Origin of the sequence: Pseudomonas sp. BNK-30, assembly GCF_047456185.1 — a bacterium.
Taxonomy (GTDB): Bacteria; Pseudomonadota; Gammaproteobacteria; order Pseudomonadales; family Pseudomonadaceae; genus Aquipseudomonas; species Aquipseudomonas putida_E.
In genome coordinates this window covers 1,944,734-1,964,388 of sequence record NZ_CP179904.1, presented here as the reverse complement: position 1 = coordinate 1,964,388, position 19,655 = coordinate 1,944,734, and the positions used below count along the sequence as shown (strand labels likewise).

The window sequence follows — 19,655 nt, the reverse complement described above, 5'->3', positions numbered from 1 at the left end:
CAAGTTGCAATAGCGCGTCATGCACTGCGGTTGACAGTCAGCGCCACTGCGGCAATACGCTCGACTTGTTCATAACCTGGCTGCAGCAATTGTTCACCGAATACGTCCGGGTCGACCTCGCGGTACACCCAGGCCCATTCAGGCCCCGCCAGGCGCAGGCGAATGGCCTCGAGCAATGGATCACGACCTTCGACAATCGCCACGCCGGTGTACAGCAGCAGTGACCCGCCTGGGCTCAGACGCTCGCGCGCCTGTTCGATGATGCGCAACGACAGATCGGCGCCCAAAGTATCGCCACCGTGGCGATACGTGCGCTGGCCATGATCGAGCATGTAGGGTGGGTTGGCCACGATGAGGTCGAAATTGCCACTGACCCCGGCAAGCAAGTCACTGTGCGCAATGGACACATTGCTCACCCCCGCCAGCGCAGCATTGATCGCGGTATAGCGCAGTGCCAGAGGGTTGATGTCCACGGCGCTGACCTGGGCATGTTGCGCCGCGCGGGCGATCAGCAAGGCACCGACGCCGCTGCCGCAACCAATGTCCACAGCGTGTTCGACCCGTACCGGGCTGCGTTGTAGATGGTCATGGATGACCTGGGCAAAGCGATAGCTGTCGGGGCCGAAGAACACCGCATCAGCAGCCTCGGTCGGGTAGGCGGAATGCACCAGCAGCAAATCGTCGAGGCTGGACCAGCGTACCTGGCTGCGCAGCAGTGCGCCGTCCTCGTACAGCACCTGCGCGGTGCTGAGCTGGTCCAGTTCGTCGGCGCTGATCAATGACGCCGGGAACGGGCGGCTCCAGCCGAATACGTCGCGCAGGTTGCCGGCCCGCTCTGCACCCTGGCGGGCGTTGTTGCGTGCATGGGTGGCGGGCGTCACGCAGGTGAACTGGTAACCGTCAGCACGCAGGCGCCGGCCAAGTTGCAGCAAGGCTTCATCGGCCTGGGTTCGTTGCGGGTTGAGTATCATCAGTGCGGCCCCTCCTCGCCAAGACCTGTGGCATGCAGGTACGCCCGAGTGGCGGACAAACCCTGCGGCAAGGCGTGCTGATTGCCCGCCATGCGCTCGATCAACGTTTCGATATCAGCGCTTTCATGGCTTTCTTCAATACGTGGTTGCTGGTGCAGGGCAGCTTCCCAACTGCCTGGCGGCACGCGACGCACTGCGCCCTGCCAGTCGCCGGCGATCCAGTCGTGCCACAGCTGCTTCTCGTAGGCATTGAAGACGCCGAACATGGGGGCGCCAGGCCCATCGATCAGCGACCACCAGCGGCTGTCGGCCGGATTCTGCCCGCGCTTGATCCAGCCCTGGGCCACAAGCGCCTGCAAAAATGCCGGTAGCGCAGCGGGTTCGGACAGCCATTGGTTGACCGTGCGCTGCTGCAATCGGCAGCGGTCAGCGTGCATGAACTGCCCGAACACGCGCTTGCGCTCCAGGGCAGCCAGCAATTGGGCCTCAAGGTCGAAGCCGCCGATTAGCGTGGGCGTGTCAATGCCAGAATCATTGAGGCGGTAGCCATGCCTGACCCGACGGTAGAACACCTCGGCGTCCTGCGCCGGGCACAGTTGCTGCACCGCCTGGATGGCCTTGCTGGCATGGCCGCTGGCAGCATTGTCGATCGTCACGTGAAGCTGGAAATAATGACCGTCGATGCCGAGCTCGGCCAGCTCGTGGGTGGTGATCAGCAGGTGTAACGGTGGCTGCTCGTAACCCAGGTTGTAACCAATGACCTCAGGCAGAAACCACTCCGCGCAGCTGCCCAGCGCCAGTTGTACTGCCCCTTGCAGGTAGCGCTCATCATCCAGAGGCATGCAATCCAAACAACCCAGCCTGCCCAGCAACCTCTGGTAGATAAGCACGTGGTTGCAATGCGGATCGCCGTCACCCAGCTCCTCAAGGTAGGTCCGGATCAGGCCGTGGTAGCGAGGGTCTTGCCAGCGGCGCAGGGCACCGTGAAGCCAGGCACCATCAACGACCTTGGTCGGCGCCACCTGTTGCAGGAACCACAAGGCGTGGGCGCGGTTGGCAAAATAACGGCGAGGCGCGCCTTGACGGCGCTGGGCCAGATAGGCGGCGTGCTCGGCGGCAACCTGTGCGGCGTGTCGTGCACTCCAGTCCTGTAGTTGACCAGGCGTGTCCGGCAGGTCATCGGCCATGGCGTTCGCCTTCGCGAACTGCTCGGCGAGCCACTGGCGCGCAGTGGTGTAGTCGCCGGACAACATCGCGTGGTAGCGGCTGCTCAATGGCCAATGCGCAGTCGGCGCCGGCGTCCTGGATGGGTTGTTGCGCATCAGAACCGTCATGCCTCGCTCCTCTCTTGACTATTGGCTCTGGCCTTCCCGTGGCATGGGCTCAGGGTCAGGTGCAGGCTGTGGCGCAGGCTTTTCGTCGGGTTGCTGCATTTGCAGCGAAGGTTTGCTCTGGTCTGCATCCTTGGCCGGATGCTCGGCGTCACGATCGAAACAACCGCCGAGCAGCGTCAGGCTGCTCAACAGAACGATGATGGCTGTAGTGCGCATGGGACGTCCTCTTTACCCGCTTAGTAATCGCGGTGCCGAAGGACCCGGCACCGCGTTCTCGTCAGTTACGAGCGGCCGCCTTTCTGGCCCGACTCGCGGTCCTTGTGCATATCGGCATCCTTGCGGCCCGACTCACGGTCTTGAGCCATGCCGCCGCCAGAGGACTGCCCGCCCTTGCGGCCAGCTTCGGAAGCTTTTTGCCGGTCGTTGGCGAAGTTGCCGGGGTTCTTGGTGCCACCCTGGCCGCCCTGGCTGCCGGTGCGGCTGTTATCTTTGTTAGCCATGGTCTGAAACCTCATATGACTGCTGGATGCACGGCAAGCGCCGTACATAGGTTCGGAGTTCGGTGATATCGAGGGATTCGTTTTATCGCCAGGCGTTCGGACCGGCGGCGTTAAATAACCGGAGGCGATGTATTTTGTGCGCTAGCCGATTGCGTGACGCGGCTATCCAGCAGCCGCTGCCGCCGCCCCAGCCAACCACCCGTCAGGGCCCAGCCCAGAGCGATCGCGGCCCCTAGCAACATCGCCAGTTGCGGATGGTCACCCAGCACATCCAGGGCTCTTTTGACCCACCCGCTCAAGGCGTCGCCGCCACGGTAAACCACGGTATCGATGAAGTTCTTGGCTTTGTATTTGTCTTCGGCGGGCAATACGGTGAACAACATTTCCCGACCCGGCCGCACCAAGGCATATTCGCCTGCGCGGCGCACTACCATCACCACCACGAACACCGCAAATACCGGGGCCAGGGCCAGCCAGACGAAGCCTGCTGCCATCACCAGCGGCACTGCCACCAGCAACACCCCTACCCCCATGCGTTTGGCCAGCCGACCGGTGATGAACACCTGGGTGAGGATGGCCAGGGCCTGAACGACCGTATCGATCAGGCCAAATACCTGAGTCTGACGGGTACGGTCGCTGAACGTTTCGCTGACGATGCGCGCCTGCTCGAAATACAGAAAGGTACTGACACTGGCCAACAGCACCACGAACAGGGCAATACCCAAAAGGTACGGCGAACGCATTACAGCGGTTGCGCCCGCGAACGGGTTACCCCCCAATGGCCGCGACGCTGGCTGCTCGCTCAGCGCAGGCATTGGGTGGCAATCACGCCAGCGCTGCAGGTACGCGGCAGCGGCAATGCTGCCCAGTAAAAACATGGCGGCCAGCGAAACCAGCCCGGCGTGCCCCAGCGGGGCGACCAACAGCGTACCCAGTAACGGCCCGCTCAAGCCGCCCAGGCTGGCCCCGGCTGCCAGCAGCCCGAACAGGCGCTTGCCTTGCTCGGTGGAGAACAGGTCGGTCAGGACGCTCCAGGCCAGTGAGATGGTCAGCAGGTTGAACACCGACAACCAGATGTAAAACGCCCGCGCATTCCACAAGTCGTCTGGTTTGCTGGCAAACAGCAGCGCAAACAGCAGCAGGTTGCTGGCAAAAAAACCATAGGTCCAAGGCAGGATATGCCGCCGGCGCACCTTGGAGGCCAGCCAGCCGAACAGCGGCAGGCAGCTCAGCGTAGCGATGAAGGTGCCGGTGAACAGCCATTGCAGGTTGTCCACGCCCCCTGCCACGCCCATGGTCTCGCGCACCGGGCGCAGCATGAAGTAACCGGTGAACAGCAGGTAGAACAACGCCAGACCGCCGACCACAGCCGGCCCCTCGCCGGGCTGGATGTTCAGCCCTTGGTCCAGCCCCTTGCGCCAGCTGGCCATGGTGTCAGGCGAACTGCTCGATCAGCGCTTTCTGCTGCGCCTGGGTGAACAAAGGCTCGTGGCCGGCCTTAAGTTGATCGAGTTGGCGGTCAGGACGGCCGGTTGCCGGGATGACCGTTGTAACAGCCGGATGGCTGAAGGCGAACTTGAGGAACACTTGGGCCCAACTGCTGACTCCCGCTTCTGCGGCCCAGGCAGGCAGTGGTTTGTCCTTGACCTTGGCGAACAGACGGCCGTCATCGAATGCGCGGTTGATCAGCACCGCCACGCCCTTGTCCTGGCACAACGGCAACAACTCACTTGCCGCTTGCGGCGCGTTGACCGAATAGTTGATCTGGATGAAGTCCAGCGGTTCGCTGCGCACCAGGCGGGCGACTTCGTCATGACCGCTGTTCAGGTAATGGGTAATGCCTATGTAGCGGGTCTTGCCCTGCTGCTTGAGTTCGCGGGCATAGGGCAACTGTGTCTTCCAGTCTCGCAGGTTGTGGATCTGCAGCAGGTCGACCTTGTCAGTGCGCAGGCTTTTCAGGGTACCCGCCCATTGTGCCTCGGCGTCGGCCCGGCTGTCGGCCGCGATTTTGGTGGCGATGAAGCACTGCTGGTGCCAGCCTCCCTCCTCCAGCAACTGGCCAAGAATACGGTCTGCCCCGCCATAGTTGGGCGAGGTGTCGATGACTTTGCCGCCGCCTTCGAAGAACGCCTTCAGTACGGCCTTCAGCTGCTGGTAATCGGCCGAGCCGGCCTCGACTTCGAAACTGCCGGAGGTACCTGCGCCAATGACCGGCAAGGCCTCTCCTGTGGACGGCACCTTGCGGGTCAGCAAGCCGGTGCTGGGCGCCGCCCGCAACCAAGGGCTGCTGGCCAACAGCCCCAAAGCCGCGCCGGCGCGTAGGACATCGCGACGTGCATACATGGCAAAGCTCCCGTCATAAGTCGGAAACTTCCAAGGCTAGTCGCCCCACCCCCCGCTTGCAGGTGATTCTGTTTCTGGATGTTTAGTGTTCAGGCCTTCAGCAGAAGGCTCAGGTCCAGGCCGACGTCGGTCATCGGTGGGCACCAGTAGTAACCACCCGTCAGCGGCCGGCTGAAGCGGTACAGGCCATCGATAATGCCGTCTTCCAGCCCGCTCATACGCCGCAGTTGCACTTCGAAGGCATCGAAGCTTCGGCCCAAAGCGACAAACGCCAGGCCTGCGCCACGGTGGTCGGCCCAGGACACCGAGCGACGAACCATGAATGCCTCGGGTGCGAAGCTTTCCTGGGCAGTGCGCTTGACGTGTGCCGACTCCGGCGCATCGTCGAGCTCCTCGTTATCGCTCAGCCGCCGGCCAATGATGTTGTCCTGGTCCGTCTGGGGCAGCGACTTGAAGTACTCCAGGTCATGCTTCCACAGCTGGAAAGCAGCAAAACTGGAGCCTGCCAGGCCCGGCTGCTCGCCCGCGACAATGGCCGCGTCGACGGCATCCTGATCAACCGGGTTTTCAGTACCGTCCTCGTAACCAGTCAGGTCATGGCCGCCACGGTGCAGGAAGCCGTCGATGCTGTCGGCCAGGCGCAGTGCCGGTGCCAAGGCCTGCTCCAACGCCTGGGCCTGCAGCAGCAGGTCACCACGCTCGTTGCCACGCAGCCACAGCCACAAGGCATGCTGGGTGCTCGGATTTTCCACCGCTGCATCCAACTGAGGGAATGCGCGCAGGCCAGGCACTTCACGGCCCAAGGCCTTTGCCAGAGGCGCGCCTACACCCACGATCAGGCGCTGGCCATCCACATGGGGCAGCAGCGCATCCAGGGCTGCTGGCAGTGCCTCGGGCGATTGTAGCGTGAAGAACAGGTGGCGGGCTTGGGCCGGCACCGGGGTGGCAAGCAGACCTTGCTGGAACGGCATGACAGGCGAATCCTCGGTAAAAGCGCGAATGCTACTGCGCGCAGCGGCCCGTCGCAACGCGCGATGCAGTCACTTTGCCAGCTGGCATCGTGGCGCTGCCGTAACAAAAGGTTACCAAGTGGTGGCTCATTGCAATTAGCGATCGTTCAGGCCGAGCCTAGACTGGCTTGATCCCTTGCCCGAGTAGCCGCCATGACCGCCTCGCCCTTGCTTACCGCCTTCCTGCCTTTGGCCCTGGGCATCATCATGCTTGGCCTGGGTTTGTCGCTCACATTGGCCGACTTCGCTCGCGTGGTGAAGTACCCAAAGCCGGTGGTCATCGGCCTGGCCTGCCAGATTCTTCTACTGCCGCTGGTGTGTTTCCTGATCGCCAACGGTCTTGGGCTGGAAGCGGCCCTGGCGGTCGGCCTGATGCTGCTGGCCGCGTCCCCGGGCGGCACCACCGCCAACCTGTTCAGCCACCTGGCCCATGGTGACGTGGCCTTGAATATTACCCTCACCGCGGTCAACTCCCTGATCGCCATCCTGACCATGCCGTTGCTGGTCAACCTGTCGCTGATGTGGTTCATGGCGTCAGACCAGGCCATCCCGCTGCAATTTGCCAAGGTCATGCAGGTGTTCGCCATCGTCCTGCTGCCGGTTGCCCTGGGCATGATGATCCGCCGCTGGGCGCCAGGCTTTGCCTCACGCATGGAAAAGCCCATGAAACTGGTGGCGGCGCTGTTTCTGGCATTCACCATTGTGCTGGCCCTGGCCAAGGATTGGCAGACCGTGGTTGCGTACGCCCCCGTGGTTGGCCTGGCCGCACTTCTGTTCAACGTGATCAGCCTGGCCGTCGGCTACTGGGTGCCGCGCCTGTTGAGCATTCCCAAGCGCCAGGCCATTGCCATCGGCATGGAGATCGGTATCCACAATGGCACACTGGCGATCGCCGTCGCCTTGAGCCCATCGCTGCTGAACAACGCCACCATGGCGGTGCCAGCGGCGCTCTATAGTCTGATCATGTTTTTCACGGCGGCGGGGTTTGGCTGGTGGGTCAGCCGTGGCCATGGCACAGTGCAGGGCGAAACTGTGAATTGACGCCTTCAGCGGCGATTGCGCCGGGCCTGTAACTGGCGTTTGAGCACCTTGAGGGGAGGTGCGTAGAAAAAGCCGAACGACACGCTGCCCGTGCGCCCCTTGACCGCATGGTGCAGGCGATGGGCACGATGCAGGTGCTTGAGGTAGCGGTTGATCGGCCGCGGCTTGCGCGGCCAATGCCGATGGAAAAACCCGTCGTGGGCCAGCACGTACAATATTCCGTAACTCGCCACACCGCCGCCCACCCACTGCAACGGTGCGTGCCCGGCCTTGCCCAGGGCCACCAGTACCGCAGCAATGATGCCCAGGGCCAGCAGATAGAGGTCGTTGGTTTCCAGCATGCCCAGCTGAGGCTCATGGTGCGAACGGTGCAGCCACCAGCCCCAGCCATGCATGATGTACTTGTGTGCCAGCGTGCCGACACCTTCCATGGCCACCAGAGTGCCGATCAGCACAACAAAATTGAGCAGCATGTAACGGTCCGAGGGATGACAAAGAGTGGCGCAAGGGTAACGAGTACCGGTGTTTTTTGCCATGCGGCCGTGACTTGCTGTAGGGCATTTCCTTATGAAGCCATTGTCATGTTTTCGCCCTTGACCCTGTACAAGCTGCGGCGTATGGTCCACCCGCAATTTCGCATCCCTGAACAGGAGTCCTGCATTGGACAGTAGCCCCAGTCGCTTGCGACAGGCCCACACGGCGAGCTAGTCCGGCAGCTTCCTGCCACTGTCTCGCTATTGGCCAGACGGTGGATTTCTCAGCCCCTGCGGCTTGAGCCCTCCTCGTTCCTCCTCTTGTGGTCCTGCGCATTTCTGGTTTTTAAGCCGCGCCATTTTCGATGGCGTCAGAGCGGGCATGTGCCCGCGCAAGAGGTTCGCTATGGATTGGAAAGTATTTCTGCTGCGTGTCAGCATCGCCTTGCTGCTTGGCGCCCTGATCGGTGCCGAGCGCCAGCTTCGCCAACGCATGACCGGGCTGCGCACCAATGCGCTGGTCAGCACTGGCGCCTGCCTGTTCGTGCTGATGACCCAGGCGGTACCGGGCATGGCCCCCACTGATGCCTCAAGGGTTGCCGCCTATGTGGTCTCGGGGATCGGCTTTCTGGGGGGCGGTGTGATCATGCGCGACGGTTTCACGGTGCGCGGCCTGAACACTGCAGCCACACTGTGGTGCACGGCGGCTGTCGGGGTGCTGTGCAGCCTCGGCCTGCTGCTGGAGGCCACCCTGGGTAGCCTGGTGGTGCTGTGTGCCAACATACTGCTGCGCGACATCGCCCAACGCCTGGACCGCCAGGGCGTGGTGCCGGCCAGCGAGGCCGAACAACGCTTCGAGGTGCGCGTGGTTTGCCGTGCCGAAGATGAAATTCAGGTACGCAGCCTGATGCTGCACAGCCTGGGCGATCCGGAACTGCGCCTGCAGTCGCTGCACAGCGAAGATTTACCCAACCCCGCGCGCCTGGAAGTACGTGCAGAGTTGCTCGGTAACCCACAGGCACCGGCACAACTGGAGCGCCTGGTCAGCCGGGTAAGCCTGGAAAAAGGCGTCAGTTCGGTACGCTGGCAGCTACAGGCACAAGTCATGGCCACCGATTGAGCGCGTCCTGGCTTAGTTACCGGCACTCATCGCCATGCCACCGGCAACGGCATAGCCATCGCGTCCTTGGCGCTTGGCCTGGTACAACGCCCCGTCAGCCGCAGACATCAGGCTTTCGGGGCTGCTTGCGTCCACTGCCGGATGCCCCACAGCAATCCCGGCACTGGCAGATACACGGCCTAGCGGGCTGCCGGCATGCTCGATCATCAGGCGGCGCAACAGTTGCAGAATTTCTGCGACCACTTGTTCGGCGCCCTGTACGTCAGTGTCAGGAAGTAAAACCGTGAACTCCTCGCCACCGTACCGCACCGCCAGATCCGCCGGGCGCTTCAACACCTGCTGCAGCAATTCGGCAAAGCGGCGCAAGCATTGATCTCCCGCAGGGTGGCCATAGCGGTCGTTGTACAGCTTGAAGAAATCAAGATCGACCATCACCAGCGCCACCGCATGCCCCAGTCGCCGGGCCCGGCGGATTTCCGCATCCAGCACCGCATCCAGCCTGCGGCGGTTGCCCAGCCCGGTCAGGCTGTCGGTCAGGGCCAGCGACCTGAGGGTCTGGTGGGCCTGGTGCAACGCCCTTTCGATAGCGATCCGCTCACGCAACTGGCGCAATACCACCCAGCCGAAGCCACTCAATCCAACCAGCAAAAGCAGCAGGATCGCGGCTGACTTGATGACATCGTGCCGCCAGGGCGCAATGATCGACTCACGCGACAAGCCCGCCTCTACCACCAATGGATATCGCGCCAGGGCGCGATAGGCGTACAGGCGGGGCGTACCATCAACGACCGCCACCGCTTCAACCAGCCCTTCGCTCGCATGAGGCAGGTGATGTCGGAAGACTTCGCTGTTTGCCAGGCTGTGGCCGACTACGTGTTCCACGAACGGCCGGCGTACCAGGATGGTGCCGTCTCGCTTGGCCAGCACCAGGGCGCCTCGCTCGTCGATCTTGAAATCACCGTAATAGCGCACGAACCAGTCCACCTTGATGGTGCCAAGCAACACCCCGGCAAAGCTGCCATCGCGATTCTCCAGCCTGCGCGAGATTGGAATGATCAGGTCACCGGTGGAGCGGCTGCGTACCACCGAACCGATACGCACCTCACGGTCAGTGTGGGCCTGGTGGTAAGCGAAGTAGTCACGGTCGGCATTGTTGGCCTTTGCCGGGATGGAAGCCTGGTCGGTGACGATCCAGCTGCCATCGGGCCCGTACACGAACAAACCGTGCAGTTGCGGCATGATCGTTTTCTGTTGTGCCAACAGGGCGTGCAAGCGTGTGCGATCGAGATGATCGAAACCATCGCCTTCAAGGCGCTCCGCCAGCACAGCGGTAATCGCGTCCACTTGGCGAATGGCATCTTCGGCGTGCTGCGCCGTAGCCCTGGCCAGGTTGCTGACCATGTTTTCGGCATTGGTGAAAGCTTGCCTGTAGTCGCGCCAGATCCGCCACCCTTCGATAGACACGAAGGTCAGCAGCACAACCGCCATGAACGACAGCACCAGGCGAAACAGCGCCACGGCGCGCCCTTCACCGGTTACGGTGAATAGCCCGTCTTCGTCGTGCTTACCGGCCGCACCCATGGAAGTCCTTGCCCTCAAGCGTTTGCCGCCTGTCACTATAGATCACTGCTGCTTTCGCGTACCCAGTTCGATCCATGCCGGTGCATGGTCGCTGGGCTTGGGCTCGTTGCGCACCCACGCGTCTACGCCGCCGGCCTTGAGGTGCGAAGCGATGTCCGGGCTGAGCAACAGGTGGTCGATACGCAATCCGGCATTGCGTGCCCAGTGATTACGGAAGTAGTCCCAAAAGGTGTAGATGCGCTCATCGGGATACAGCTGGCGAATGGCATCGGTCCAGCCCTGCTCGAGCAAGGCCTGGTAGCAGTTGCGGGACTCGGGTTGAAGCAAAGCATCCTTGAGCCAGGATTTGGGGTTGTAGATGTCGAAGTCAGTCGGCACGACATTGAAATCACCGGCCAGCACAGTAGGATGGCCACGGCCCAGCAAGTCGCGCGCATGCGCTACCAGGCATTCGAACCAGCGCAGTTTGTACTCGAATTTCGGCCCCGGTTGCGGGTTGCCATTAGGCAGGTACAGGCAACCTACCAGCACGCCTTGTACCGCGGCTTCCAGATAGCGGCTCTGGCTGTCACCTTCCATGCCTGGCAGGCCGCGCCGGACTTCCAGCGGCTGGCAGCCGCGCGCCAGGATGGCCACCCCGTTCCACGAGGGCTGCCCCATGTACAGGCAGCCATAGCCTGCCGCTTCGATGGCCTCACGGGGAAACTTCGTGTCGGCTGCCTTGAGCTCCTGAAGGCAGGCGACATCGGGCTTTTCCCGCTCCAGCCAGGCGAGCAGCGCCGGCAGCCGGCTGCCGATGCCGTTGATGTTGAACGTGGCGATGCGCAATGGCTTCATGTGCCAGGGTCATCCACATGGCTTTGTACCGCCTCCTGCAGCGCCCCCACATGGGCCTCGTCTGCCAGAGCCTTGAGGGCCAGCCAGTCATCCCAGTCGATGGCCCCGTCATCGCGCAGCGCTTGGGCGGTGCGCAGCAGTTCGTGATGATAGGCATCCGGGGACTCGCGGCGGTAGCTGCCATCGTCATATTGCGCGTACCAGGCCTCAAGTTCGGGAATGCTGCGTTCGATGCTCATGCCCTGCTCCTTCGCGGCAACCTTTGAATGTGTGAGCGCAACTGCTGCGCATCGTTCAACCTTGGGGTCGCGGTGGCCACCTTGCCTGACAAAAAGGCCTGAAAAAAATTAAACCTATACCCACGCCCCAGGCTCAACCGTACGCGACACTGAGGTCGCGCCACCGATAGCAAGGAGTGAAACATGAGCAATCTGTTCATAAAACGCGCAGGTCTGTCGCTGGTGCTGGGCATGGCATCGCTGCAGGCACTGGCGGCTTCCTCCGATGACTTCGTCGATGCAGCCACAGAGGCTGGTATCGCCGAGGTGGTCACCGGCAATCTGGCCCTGGAAAAGAGCCAGAACGCCGACATCAAGACCTTCGCCCAGCATATGGTCACCGATCACACCAAAGCCAACCAGCAACTCGGCGACATCGCCCGCAAGCTGGACATCAGCGTGCCCGATGAAGCGGCGCTGACCGACAAGGTCAAGAAAATGATCCTCGAATGGCGCGAGGAGTCGTTCGACAAGTCCTATGTCAACAACCAGGTCGATGCCCACGAAAAAACCGTGGAGCTGTTCAAGAAGGAAGCCGCATCGTCTGACAAGCCGGAACTGAAGGCTTTCGCCAGTGAAACCCTGCCAACGCTCGAGAAGCACCTGGAGCAGGCCAAAGCGCTCCAGGCCAAGCATGGCAAGTGATCGGAGGACACACATGACTAACGATACTTTGCGTAGCGAAATACTGACGCGTCTGCTGCACGCCCACCCACAGGGCTTGGGCAAGGAAGTGCTGGACAATTACCGCGGTGAAAATGCCGTTGCCGATGCACTCAAGACGCTGCAGGAACATGGCCTGATCCACGATGGCAGCGTAACGGTCGACAGTAACCAGCAGTTCAGCGTCAGCTATCCGATCAAGCTTTCTGCTGCGGGTGTCGAGGCTGCCAAGCGGGTGGAAGGCTAACCAACTCTAGCGCCCCATCTTTCGATCCTTTGAGCGTGCGTTGCGGGAGCCGGCTTGCCGAAACCCGCAACGCTTCTTTTAGCGTGTGGTTTGACCCTCCCGAAGCACCTTCAGCGCTTCATCGCGCCTGAGCAGTTCCTCTTCCAGAAACTGCAATTGCCTGCCCTGCTCTGCACAAAGCGCACGTTTGTCTTCCAGGCTTTGGCCCTGCGCCTGCAATTGCCTGCGCATTTCGTCACTGGCCCCCTGCGCTTGCGCCAGGATCGTGCGCAAGCCCTGGATCTGCGTATCACGCTGCTCCAGCAATTCGTCCAGCGCCTTGCGCTCGCTGCTCGCCTGGCGGTGCTCGCCAAGCAATCGTTCGTTGTCCCGATGCAGGCGCGTCAGTTCATCCTGCTTGACGATCATGCCTTGTTGAAGCTGGCGCAGTTCGAGCTGCAACTGTTGCACCTGTGCCTCATGGCGACGCAGGTCCTGCTCGCGCTGCTCGCGGCTGGCGCTTCGGTAATGCTCCAGAGCATCCCTTGCATGCTGATGTTTTTCTTCCAGCGAGCGCACCTGTTCGTCCTTGTCGGCCAAACGCAGCTGCAGTTCACCCAGCGACTGGTTCAGGCTGGCGCCACGCAATTGCTCGGCTTGCAGCGTGCTCTGGGTGGCACTGAGCCGCTCCGACTCGGCGGCCAGCGCTGCGGCCTGGATCTGCTGTTGCTGATGCGCTGCGGCCAACGCCTGCTGAGCCAATTGCAGCTGGCTCTGGAGCTGCTCCTGTTGCTCTTTGAAGGTCGCTTCAATTTGCTCGATACGCGCCTCGGCCTCTTCCTGAAGCTGCTCTGCCAGCTGCGCGACCAGCTTGGCCAGTGTATCGCTCAGTGCCGGCGCGCCTTGAAGCGCCGCAGGCTTTTGGCCTTCCAGCTCTTTCAGGTAACGATGAATGGTGGTTTTCGAGCCCGTATTGCCCAGCTCGATACGTACAGCATCGATGCTGGGGTACTCGCCCCGGGCTATCAGCACTTGCCTTGCCTGCTGCACTACCGCCTTGTTTATGCCGCCCCGGGCCATGATTGCTCCTACTATTTCGTGTCATGGTACGTACCATGTATTTACGTATGAATTTTGTCTTTTTTAAGACGCTGACTCAAGGTATTTCTAAGGCGTAATAATCACGGCTTATCGCATGAGAGGGAGTGCGAAGCGGGTTTTAAGTGGGCTGGCGCTGAACTGGCAGTACGAAAGGTGCTGAAAAGTGATTCCTGAAGGTGCCTTGAAGTTGGATAGCGCTTGAGTCCACCATGGATAAAACGGCTATCTGCCAAATCAAGTACCCACGCCCGGCTCAAGATGAACATCGAAAACTACAAGGCAATCGCCGACAGCATCGCGCTGCTGCTCTTCCCCCACGCCGAAGTGATCGTCCACGAGGTACAAAGTCAGACGGTCGTGCACATCGCCAATAATTTTTCCAAACGCAAGATTGGCGATGACTCGGCACTGGACCTGGAGCTGGGCGATTTTCGCAACGCCGCCAAGCTCGGCCCTTACGAAAAGCTCAACTGGAACGGCCAAAAGATCCGCTCCATTACCACGGTGCTTTACAACCAGAACGGTGAAGCCGAACACCTGCTTTGCATCAACCTGAATTTCTCGGTACTGGAACAGGCACGCGAGGCGCTGGATGCGTTTTTCCAGATAAGCCGCCTGGTGCCGCAGCCCGATGCGCTGTTCAAGGATGACTGGCAGGAACGCATCAATACCTTCCTGCACGCCTGGCTCAAGGAGCGCAATTTGTCACTGCGTACGTTGAAGATGAAAGAAAAGCGCGCGCTGGTGGAGGCGCTGCATACCGAAGGGGCATTCGAGGGGCGCAGCGGGGCGGACTATGTCGCCAATGTGCTGAGCATGGGCCGAGCGACTGTTTACAAGTACCTCAAGGAACTGAGGGACCACCCCGCCTGAATGAATGGTCAGCGCTTGTCGCTTATGGATATTGAGTCTATTGTGGAACGCAAATCCACGAATGGACACTGCCACGATGCCTGCCGATGCCACGAACCTGTCTTCCCTCTACCAAGCTATCGCTGATGCACACCAGGCACTGCGCCCTGAGGTGAATGTCACCCCGCTCAATTTCAGCGTCGGGCTTTCGGCAATGACCGAATGCAGCGTGTATCTGAAATGCGAGCACCTGCAACACACAGGTTCGTTCAAATTCCGCGGTGCCAGTAACAAGCTTCGCCTGCTGCCAGCCGAGCAGCGCAAACTGGGCGTCATCACGGCCTCCTCCGGCAACCATGGGCAAGCGCTTGCGCTTGCTGGCAAGGTGATGGGAGTGCCAGTCACCGTTTACACCACCACTTCGGCGTCTGCCTACAAGCTGGGTGCAATTCGCGCGCTCGGCGCCGAAGTGGTAAGCCTCGACCTGGACCCTTTGGGTGTGGAACTGGAAGCGGCGCGTCAGGCTGCCCTCCAAGGCAAGCCTTTTGTATCGCCTTACAACGACCTTGAAGTGATCGCCGGCCAAGGCACCATCGGGATGGAGCTCTTTGAACAGGCACCGGACCTGGACGCAGTGTTCGTGGCGGTCGGCGGCGGCGGCATGGTTTCGGGTATCGGCGCGGCACTGCGGGCTCTCAACCCGGGCATCGAAATCATTGGCTGCTGGCCGGCGAATGCCCCTACCCTGCAGCGCTCGCTCGAAGCCGGGGAAATCATCGACATGCAAGAGCAAGACACGATCTCCGACGGTACAGCCGGTGGGGTCGAGCCAGGCTGCATCACCTTCCCCCTTTGCCAGACGCTGCTGTCGCGCACCGTGCTGGTCAGCGAAGAAGAGATAAAGGCGGCGATGCGCGATGTCGCCAACCATGAGCGCTGGATCATCGAGGGTGCTGCCGGTGTGGCGGTGGCCGGCATGCAGAAGATGGCCAAGGCATACCGCGGCAAGCGCGTCGCGGTCGTCATTTGCGGTCGCAACATCGTGCTCGATAAATTCCTCGAGGCTGTTCAATGAAAGTGTTCAGCAAGCAACAGATCACCGCCCGGCTCGATATGGAGCTGGCAGTGCAATGCCTGGAGCAAGGTTTCATCGCGTTCTCCCAAGGCAAGGTCCAGGTGCCACCGGTACAGGCATTCGCTTTCCCCCAGGCCAACGGTGACTGCTGTATCAAGTCAGCGCATGTCGAGGGTAGCGCCACGTTCACGGTGAAGCTGTCGACCGGCTTTTACGACAATCCATCAAAGGGGCTGCCAAGCAACGATGGCTTGATGCTGGTGGCCTCGGCCAGTACCGGGCAACCCCTTGCCTTGTTGCAGGATGAGGGCTGGCTGACCTGCATCCGCACTGCGCTGGCCGGGCGCATCGCCGCCCGCCTGCTGGCCCCTGCCACCGTGAAAGCGATTGGTATTCTGGGCACCGGCACCCAGGCGCGCATGCAGCTGGAGCAACTGGGTGCAGTCACCCCCTGCCGCAGCGTGGTGGTGTGGGGGCGCGGTGATGCTGAACTGGCTGCCTACAAAGCCTTCGCCAACGGCCTGGGTTATGAGGCGCGGGTAACGCGTAACGCCGAAGAGGTTGCACGCGCCGCCAACCTGATCGTCTGCGCAACACCTTCACGTGAGCCGCTGTTGCAGCGTGAATGGCTGCAACCTGGCACCCATATCACCGCCGTTGGCGCCGATGCGCCGGGCAAGCAGGAGCTCGACCCCGCGCTGGTTGCACGGGCCGACCTTATCATCGTCGACTCCCTCTACCAGTGCAGCCAGTACGGCGAAGTCTCCCATGCGCTGAAGGCCGGCCTGATCAAGGAGCAGCAACTGGCCGAGCTTGGTGCCCTGCTTGAGGGCCGCGCCACCGGCCGTGAGCATGACGAACAGATCACGCTGGCCGACCTGACCGGGGTCGCCGTGCAGGACGCGCAGATCTCAAGCTGCGTGTTGGCGTCCCTCACCGCGGGTTGACGTACGTAGCCGATCCCGGTCAATCATGGCTCCGTCACCTGGGCCTTCCTGGAGGCCGGCTTGAGCGAGGATTTCTTCTCTTGCACCACGATGTAGAACTCCTCGCCGTGCTTGACTGCGCCATACAGCACCGCCTTTTCGATCAGCTCGCTGCCGCGCAGGTGGCGTAGCATCATAGGGTCCTTGCGCAGGTCACGGTACAGCGCCAGGCACAGCAGCACCATGATCACCACAAACGGCAAGGCCACGACGATGGTCAGGTTCTGCAGGCCTGTAAGCGCCTCCCCGGGGTTACCTGGGTCACCCAGCGCGAGCATGATGGCCGCGACGGTGCCGGTCAGTGCCCCCCAGAAAATCACTGTCGCACGGGACGGTTGCGTGGTGCCGTGCTCGGACAAGGTACCCATCACCAGCGATGCTGCATCGGCCCCAGAGACGAAGAAAATTGCCACCAGGATCATGACCAGCACCGAAGTGGCCCAAGCCCAGGGGTAGCTGTCGAGCAACTGATACAGGGCATGGTTGCTGTTCACTGCACCGTCGATGAGAGCGAAGCTGCCTTCGCGCAGTGCATCGATGCCGGCGCCGCCGAGAACGCTGAACCACACCAGGCTGACCAGGCCTGGCACCAGCAACACACCGCTGACGAACTGGCGGATGCTGCGCCCGCGGCTGATACGGGCGATGAACATGCCGACAAAGGGCGTCCAGGAAATCCACCAGGCCCAGTAGAACACGGTCCAGCCGGCCAGCCAGCTGTCCATCGCATCACCGCCACTGGCGCTGGTACGCGCCATCATCTCGGGCAGTAACTTGATGTAGACCCCGATCGATGTTGGCAACAGGTTGAGCATCAACAGCGTCGGCCCTACCAGGAAGACGAACAGCGCCAGTGCCAACGCCAGCACCATGTTGGTATTGGACAGCCACTGAATACCTTTGCCGATGCCGGACACGGCCGAAGCGACGAAGGCAATGGTCAGCAAGGTGATGATGGCGATGTAGAACAGCTTGCCCGGGTGATCGATCCAGCCGTTGTATTCCAGCCCACCCGCAATCTGCAGGGCGCCGAGCCCCAGCGAAGCCGCTGAACCGAACAGGGTGGCGAAGATGGCCATCATGTCGATCACCCGCCCGACAGGGCCGTTGGCATGCTTGCCGATCAAGGGCCGGAACGCGGTGGAAATCAACTGCGAGCGGCCACGGCGGAACGTGCCATAAGCGATTGCCAGGCCGACGATGGCGTACATCGCCCAAGGGTGCAGCGACCAGTGGAACAGCGTGGTCGCCATCGCCACCTGCAGTGCCTCGTCAGATTGGCCAGCGGCAGTGCCGGGCGGTGGTGAAACGTAGTGCGACAGCGGTTCGGCGACGCCGAAGAACATCAGGCCGATGCCCATGCCCGCGCTGAACATCATGGCAACCCAGGAGACCGTGCGAAATTCCGGTGCTTCGCCGTCGCGCCCCAGCGGGATTCTGCCGTAGCGGCTGGCAGCCAGCCACAGCACGAAGATGACGAACACGGTAGAGGTCAGGACGAAAAACCAGCCGAAGTTGACGATGACCCAGGATTGCGCAGAGGTAGCGCTCGCGGCGAGGCTGGCTTGGTTGACAACACCCCAGGTGATGAAGGCGATCGCCAGCAGGCTGGTGACGCCGAACACCGCCCAGTCGAGCTTGCCTTCAAGGTGGCGGTCCTGCCTGGCCTCAGCAGTCTTGGACGGGTCGGTGACGCCGAGCGGCGGTGTTTCAACGTTCTCTTGCGTTGCCATCGATGGGCCCTTTTCAGTTTTTGCTGCAGGCTTTTGTTGTTGTAATTGCTAGCGATGCCTGCGCAATAACCGGGGCGGCCGCGCTGAAGGCCCCGTGATTATCCTGTGACCGAAACAGTAGCCCCTATTCCAGGACCGTCCTGGCACATCCTCTGAACGACCTGCCGGTCACATTGTGCCGGCCCCGATTGAACCGGCACAAAACCTGAATTGGCTCAGGCAGCCCCATCCAGCCCCATCTGCCAGAAGTCGGCCTCCAGCCGCGAAGCCTGGCCAAAAATTGCCGCCAGTTCCACGAACCGTTGCTCGGTCATGCTGCGCGCTGCCAGTTCATCAAGGTGCTTGCGTGCTGCGGATGCCACGCTCTGGTAACCCTCGCCGGCGTATTCGCCAATCCACTCACGGTAAGGGTGATCACTCAGGTCACCGATGTGCGCAGCCAGCGTGCGGCCGATTTCGGCGTAGCCGATCACGCAGGGCGCCAACGCCACATGCAGTTCGAGCAGGTCACCGGCGGCGCCGCAATCAAGCACGTAACGGGTGTAGGCGACCGTGGCCTGGTGCTCCGGCGCGGCCTCGATATCGGCCTGCGACAACCCCCAGCGGGCGCACAGGCGCAGGTGCAGTTCGGTTTCGTCGAGGATGGCAGCCAGGCCAGCCTGAGCCGCGCGGATGTCGGCCGGCAGCCTGCTTTTATAAGCGGCAAGCGCCCAGGCACGGGCGAACTGGATGAGGAACAGGTAGTCCTGCACCAGGTAAGTCCGGAACGCGTCTTCGCTCAAAGTGCCCTCACCCATCTGCCGAACGAAGGCGTGGTCTACATAGCTCGACCACTGGGGCGCAGTGGCGGCCTTCAGGCGCTCGAAGATATCCATGCTCAGGCCTTTTGATCGTAGATGGCGTCGAAGAAGGCCAGCTCAAGCGCCACGGTGCGCTGGTAGAAGTCACTGGCCAGTGCCGGCTCCTGCGGGCCGACGCGGTCCAGTTCGGCCTGGAGGAAGGCGACGAAGTCCTGGAATGCCGCGTTGTCATGCAGGGTGATCCACTCGGCGTGGACGAAGTTGTCCGGCATTGGTTTTGGTGCCTTCAGCGCCCAATCCAGATACAGGCCTTCGGCAACGTTGAGCACTGCCAGCGCCGCCGCATAGGAACGGGTCGCTGCGGCTTCGCGCAGGATGGCCTTGAAGCCTGCGGTCGGCACGGTGTCCTTGGGTTCGGCGCGCTGCTGCGGGCTTACATCCAGCGCCTGGAAGGCACGCAGGAAATAGGTGTTTTCATCGCTACTGATCATCCCGGCAAAACGGCCGAAACGCAGGCGTGCCTCGAAGGTATCGGCAGTGGCGATGGCGGCGCCGAGCAAGGTCAGGAAGCTGTCGAGAAAACGGTGGTCCTGTACCAGGTAGCGGACCATGACCGGGTCCGCCACACTGCCGTTGCACAGTTCAGTGACGAAGCGGTGGCCGACTGCAGCCGACCAGGTCGCCTCGTTCTGGCGGCGCAAGGTTTGGGAAAAACGTTCGGTCATGATGCT

The 19,655-nt window shown here is 61.8% G+C and carries 22 protein-coding genes; 7 read left to right on the top strand and 15 right to left on the bottom strand.

The annotated features are described in order from the left end of the window. Positions 1 to 17: 17 nt before the first annotated feature. The 7 genes from ACMGGN_RS09170 to ACMGGN_RS09140 all read right to left on the bottom strand — a co-directional run bounded on the left by ACMGGN_RS09170 (position 18) and on the right by ACMGGN_RS09140 (position 6,119). Positions 18 to 971: a methyltransferase gene (locus ACMGGN_RS09170; protein ID WP_119687033.1), complete on the bottom strand. Its 954-nt coding sequence runs from the start codon at positions 969 to 971 to the stop codon at positions 18 to 20. Next, entirely contained in the window at positions 971 to 2,305 is a 1,335-nt protein-coding gene (locus ACMGGN_RS09165) for an iron-containing redox enzyme family protein (RefSeq protein WP_414156688.1), read from the bottom strand. Before ACMGGN_RS09165 ends, ACMGGN_RS09170 begins: the two co-directional genes overlap by 1 nt. 18 nt (positions 2,306 to 2,323) lie before the next feature. After that, the gene (locus tag ACMGGN_RS09160) at positions 2,324 to 2,521 is read right to left on the bottom strand and encodes a hypothetical protein (protein WP_115274784.1); all 198 of its coding nucleotides are present in this window, start codon (positions 2,519 to 2,521) and stop codon (positions 2,324 to 2,326) included. Between the two features lie 65 nt (positions 2,522 to 2,586). Beyond that, positions 2,587 to 2,805 carry a general stress protein gene (locus tag ACMGGN_RS09155; RefSeq protein ID WP_012314511.1) on the bottom strand — a complete coding sequence of 73 codons (219 nt, stop codon included), beginning with the start codon at positions 2,803 to 2,805 and terminating at the stop codon, positions 2,587 to 2,589. Between the two features lie 110 nt (positions 2,806 to 2,915). Beyond that, entirely contained in the window at positions 2,916 to 4,235 is a 1,320-nt protein-coding gene (locus tag ACMGGN_RS09150) for an NTP/NDP exchange transporter (protein WP_281869914.1), read from the bottom strand. Between the two features lie 4 nt (positions 4,236 to 4,239). After that, the gene (locus tag ACMGGN_RS09145; protein WP_281869915.1) at positions 4,240 to 5,148 is read right to left on the bottom strand and encodes an aldo/keto reductase; all 909 of its coding nucleotides are present in this window, start codon (positions 5,146 to 5,148) and stop codon (positions 4,240 to 4,242) included. A gap of 89 nt (positions 5,149 to 5,237) precedes the next feature. Further along, positions 5,238 to 6,119 (bottom strand): Dyp-type peroxidase, encoded by an 882-nt coding sequence (locus ACMGGN_RS09140; RefSeq protein ID WP_281869917.1) that lies wholly within the window; start codon positions 6,117 to 6,119, stop codon positions 5,238 to 5,240. Between the two features lie 192 nt (positions 6,120 to 6,311). Here ACMGGN_RS09140 and ACMGGN_RS09135 point away from each other — a divergent pair, with 192 nt between their 5' ends. After that, entirely contained in the window at positions 6,312 to 7,199 is an 888-nt protein-coding gene (locus tag ACMGGN_RS09135; RefSeq protein WP_046786194.1) for a bile acid:sodium symporter family protein, read from the top strand. A 5-nt stretch (positions 7,200 to 7,204) separates the two neighbouring features. Here ACMGGN_RS09135 and ACMGGN_RS09130 read toward each other — a convergent pair whose 3' ends face one another. Next, complete coding sequence (locus ACMGGN_RS09130; protein WP_119687036.1) at positions 7,205 to 7,672, bottom strand: sterol desaturase family protein; 468 nt, start codon at positions 7,670 to 7,672, stop codon at positions 7,205 to 7,207. Positions 7,673 to 8,078: 406 nt separating this feature from the next. Between ACMGGN_RS09130 and ACMGGN_RS09125 the strand changes: the two genes are divergently transcribed. Beyond that, the gene (locus tag ACMGGN_RS09125) at positions 8,079 to 8,792 is read left to right on the top strand and encodes an MgtC/SapB family protein (RefSeq protein WP_119687037.1); all 714 of its coding nucleotides are present in this window, start codon (positions 8,079 to 8,081) and stop codon (positions 8,790 to 8,792) included. 12 nt (positions 8,793 to 8,804) lie between these two features. On the opposite strand, the gene ACMGGN_RS09120 is transcribed toward ACMGGN_RS09125, so the two are convergent. The 3 genes from ACMGGN_RS09120 to ACMGGN_RS09110 are packed head-to-tail and all read right to left on the bottom strand — an operon-like array spanning position 8,805 to position 11,449. Further along, complete coding sequence (locus tag ACMGGN_RS09120; protein ID WP_046786191.1) at positions 8,805 to 10,373, bottom strand: sensor domain-containing diguanylate cyclase; 1,569 nt, start codon at positions 10,371 to 10,373, stop codon at positions 8,805 to 8,807. Positions 10,374 to 10,415: 42 nt separating this feature from the next. Beyond that, positions 10,416 to 11,210 (bottom strand): exodeoxyribonuclease III, encoded by a 795-nt coding sequence (xth, locus tag ACMGGN_RS09115; RefSeq protein WP_115274778.1) that lies wholly within the window; start codon positions 11,208 to 11,210, stop codon positions 10,416 to 10,418. Further along, positions 11,207 to 11,449 (bottom strand): hypothetical protein, encoded by a 243-nt coding sequence (locus ACMGGN_RS09110; RefSeq protein ID WP_115274777.1) that lies wholly within the window; start codon positions 11,447 to 11,449, stop codon positions 11,207 to 11,209. The genes xth and ACMGGN_RS09110 overlap by 4 nt, the downstream gene beginning before the upstream one ends. A gap of 183 nt (positions 11,450 to 11,632) precedes the next feature. Between ACMGGN_RS09110 and ACMGGN_RS09105 the strand changes: the two genes are divergently transcribed. Both ACMGGN_RS09105 and ACMGGN_RS09100 read left to right on the top strand, forming a co-directional pair. Continuing rightward, the gene (locus ACMGGN_RS09105; RefSeq protein ID WP_115274776.1) at positions 11,633 to 12,133 is read left to right on the top strand and encodes a DUF4142 domain-containing protein; all 501 of its coding nucleotides are present in this window, start codon (positions 11,633 to 11,635) and stop codon (positions 12,131 to 12,133) included. A 13-nt stretch (positions 12,134 to 12,146) separates the two neighbouring features. Further along, positions 12,147 to 12,398, top strand: a complete 252-nt coding sequence (locus ACMGGN_RS09100; protein WP_046786187.1) for a hypothetical protein — start codon at positions 12,147 to 12,149, stop codon at positions 12,396 to 12,398. Between the two features lie 78 nt (positions 12,399 to 12,476). Here ACMGGN_RS09100 and ACMGGN_RS09095 read toward each other — a convergent pair whose 3' ends face one another. Continuing rightward, positions 12,477 to 13,457 carry a DNA-binding protein gene (locus tag ACMGGN_RS09095; RefSeq protein ID WP_414156687.1) on the bottom strand — a complete coding sequence of 327 codons (981 nt, stop codon included), beginning with the start codon at positions 13,455 to 13,457 and terminating at the stop codon, positions 12,477 to 12,479. 279 nt (positions 13,458 to 13,736) lie between these two features. Between ACMGGN_RS09095 and ACMGGN_RS09090 the strand changes: the two genes are divergently transcribed. The 3 genes from ACMGGN_RS09090 to ACMGGN_RS09080 all read left to right on the top strand — a co-directional run bounded on the left by ACMGGN_RS09090 (position 13,737) and on the right by ACMGGN_RS09080 (position 16,352). Next, on the top strand, positions 13,737 to 14,351 hold the full coding sequence (locus tag ACMGGN_RS09090) for a transcriptional regulator (protein WP_046786185.1): 615 nt from the start codon (positions 13,737 to 13,739) through the stop codon (positions 14,349 to 14,351). Between the two features lie 61 nt (positions 14,352 to 14,412). Continuing rightward, positions 14,413 to 15,405 (top strand): threonine/serine dehydratase, encoded by a 993-nt coding sequence (locus tag ACMGGN_RS09085; RefSeq protein WP_223255109.1) that lies wholly within the window; start codon positions 14,413 to 14,415, stop codon positions 15,403 to 15,405. Further along, a complete protein-coding gene (locus tag ACMGGN_RS09080; RefSeq protein WP_414156686.1) occupies positions 15,402 to 16,352 on the top strand; it encodes an ornithine cyclodeaminase family protein in 951 nt (316 codons plus the stop codon). Before ACMGGN_RS09085 ends, ACMGGN_RS09080 begins: the two co-directional genes overlap by 4 nt. Positions 16,353 to 16,375: 23 nt before the next feature. Here the strand turns inward: ACMGGN_RS09080 and ACMGGN_RS09075 are convergent, their stop codons facing one another. From ACMGGN_RS09075 to ACMGGN_RS09065, 3 genes are all read right to left on the bottom strand, one after another. Next, positions 16,376 to 18,124, bottom strand: a complete 1,749-nt coding sequence (locus ACMGGN_RS09075) for a BCCT family transporter (protein WP_414156685.1) — start codon at positions 18,122 to 18,124, stop codon at positions 16,376 to 16,378. A 215-nt stretch (positions 18,125 to 18,339) separates the two neighbouring features. Next, positions 18,340 to 18,999 carry a thiaminase II gene (tenA, locus tag ACMGGN_RS09070; protein ID WP_046786182.1) on the bottom strand — a complete coding sequence of 220 codons (660 nt, stop codon included), beginning with the start codon at positions 18,997 to 18,999 and terminating at the stop codon, positions 18,340 to 18,342. Positions 19,000 to 19,001: 2 nt separating this feature from the next. Next, positions 19,002 to 19,649, bottom strand: a complete 648-nt coding sequence (locus ACMGGN_RS09065) for a TenA family protein (protein ID WP_196996336.1) — start codon at positions 19,647 to 19,649, stop codon at positions 19,002 to 19,004. Positions 19,650 to 19,655: the final 6 nt, after the last annotated feature.

Excerpts from the sequence above, each read along its gene's own strand:
- ACMGGN_RS09170 (WP_119687033.1), bottom strand. The coding sequence starts at position 971 with ATGATACTCAACCCGCAACGAACCCAGGCCGATGAAGCCTTGCTGCAA.
- ACMGGN_RS09125 (WP_119687037.1), top strand. The coding sequence starts at position 8,079 with ATGGATTGGAAAGTATTTCTGCTGCGTGTCAGCATCGCCTTGCTGCTT.
- ACMGGN_RS09095 (WP_414156687.1), bottom strand. The coding sequence starts at position 13,457 with ATGGCCCGGGGCGGCATAAACAAGGCGGTAGTGCAGCAGGCAAGGCAA.
- tenA (WP_046786182.1), bottom strand. The coding sequence starts at position 18,999 with ATGGATATCTTCGAGCGCCTGAAGGCCGCCACTGCGCCCCAGTGGTCG.
- ACMGGN_RS09080 (WP_414156686.1), top strand. The coding sequence starts at position 15,402 with ATGAAAGTGTTCAGCAAGCAACAGATCACCGCCCGGCTCGATATGGAG.
- ACMGGN_RS09065 (WP_196996336.1), bottom strand. The coding sequence starts at position 19,649 with ATGACCGAACGTTTTTCCCAAACCTTGCGCCGCCAGAACGAGGCGACC.
- ACMGGN_RS09165 (WP_414156688.1), bottom strand. The coding sequence starts at position 2,305 with ATGACGGTTCTGATGCGCAACAACCCATCCAGGACGCCGGCGCCGACT.
- xth (WP_115274778.1), bottom strand. The coding sequence starts at position 11,210 with ATGAAGCCATTGCGCATCGCCACGTTCAACATCAACGGCATCGGCAGC.
- ACMGGN_RS09110 (WP_115274777.1), bottom strand. The coding sequence starts at position 11,449 with ATGAGCATCGAACGCAGCATTCCCGAACTTGAGGCCTGGTACGCGCAA.
- ACMGGN_RS09085 (WP_223255109.1), top strand. The coding sequence starts at position 14,413 with ATGGACACTGCCACGATGCCTGCCGATGCCACGAACCTGTCTTCCCTC.
- ACMGGN_RS09090 (WP_046786185.1), top strand. The coding sequence starts at position 13,737 with ATGAACATCGAAAACTACAAGGCAATCGCCGACAGCATCGCGCTGCTG.
- ACMGGN_RS09145 (WP_281869915.1), bottom strand. The coding sequence starts at position 5,148 with ATGTATGCACGTCGCGATGTCCTACGCGCCGGCGCGGCTTTGGGGCTG.
- ACMGGN_RS09075 (WP_414156685.1), bottom strand. The coding sequence starts at position 18,124 with ATGGCAACGCAAGAGAACGTTGAAACACCGCCGCTCGGCGTCACCGAC.
- ACMGGN_RS09105 (WP_115274776.1), top strand. The coding sequence starts at position 11,633 with ATGAGCAATCTGTTCATAAAACGCGCAGGTCTGTCGCTGGTGCTGGGC.
- ACMGGN_RS09120 (WP_046786191.1), bottom strand. The coding sequence starts at position 10,373 with ATGGGTGCGGCCGGTAAGCACGACGAAGACGGGCTATTCACCGTAACC.
- ACMGGN_RS09160 (WP_115274784.1), bottom strand. The coding sequence starts at position 2,521 with ATGCGCACTACAGCCATCATCGTTCTGTTGAGCAGCCTGACGCTGCTC.
- ACMGGN_RS09140 (WP_281869917.1), bottom strand. The coding sequence starts at position 6,119 with ATGCCGTTCCAGCAAGGTCTGCTTGCCACCCCGGTGCCGGCCCAAGCC.
- ACMGGN_RS09130 (WP_119687036.1), bottom strand. The coding sequence starts at position 7,672 with ATGCTGCTCAATTTTGTTGTGCTGATCGGCACTCTGGTGGCCATGGAA.
- ACMGGN_RS09100 (WP_046786187.1), top strand. The coding sequence starts at position 12,147 with ATGACTAACGATACTTTGCGTAGCGAAATACTGACGCGTCTGCTGCAC.
- ACMGGN_RS09135 (WP_046786194.1), top strand. The coding sequence starts at position 6,312 with ATGACCGCCTCGCCCTTGCTTACCGCCTTCCTGCCTTTGGCCCTGGGC.
- ACMGGN_RS09150 (WP_281869914.1), bottom strand. The coding sequence starts at position 4,235 with ATGGCCAGCTGGCGCAAGGGGCTGGACCAAGGGCTGAACATCCAGCCC.
- ACMGGN_RS09155 (WP_012314511.1), bottom strand. The coding sequence starts at position 2,805 with ATGGCTAACAAAGATAACAGCCGCACCGGCAGCCAGGGCGGCCAGGGT.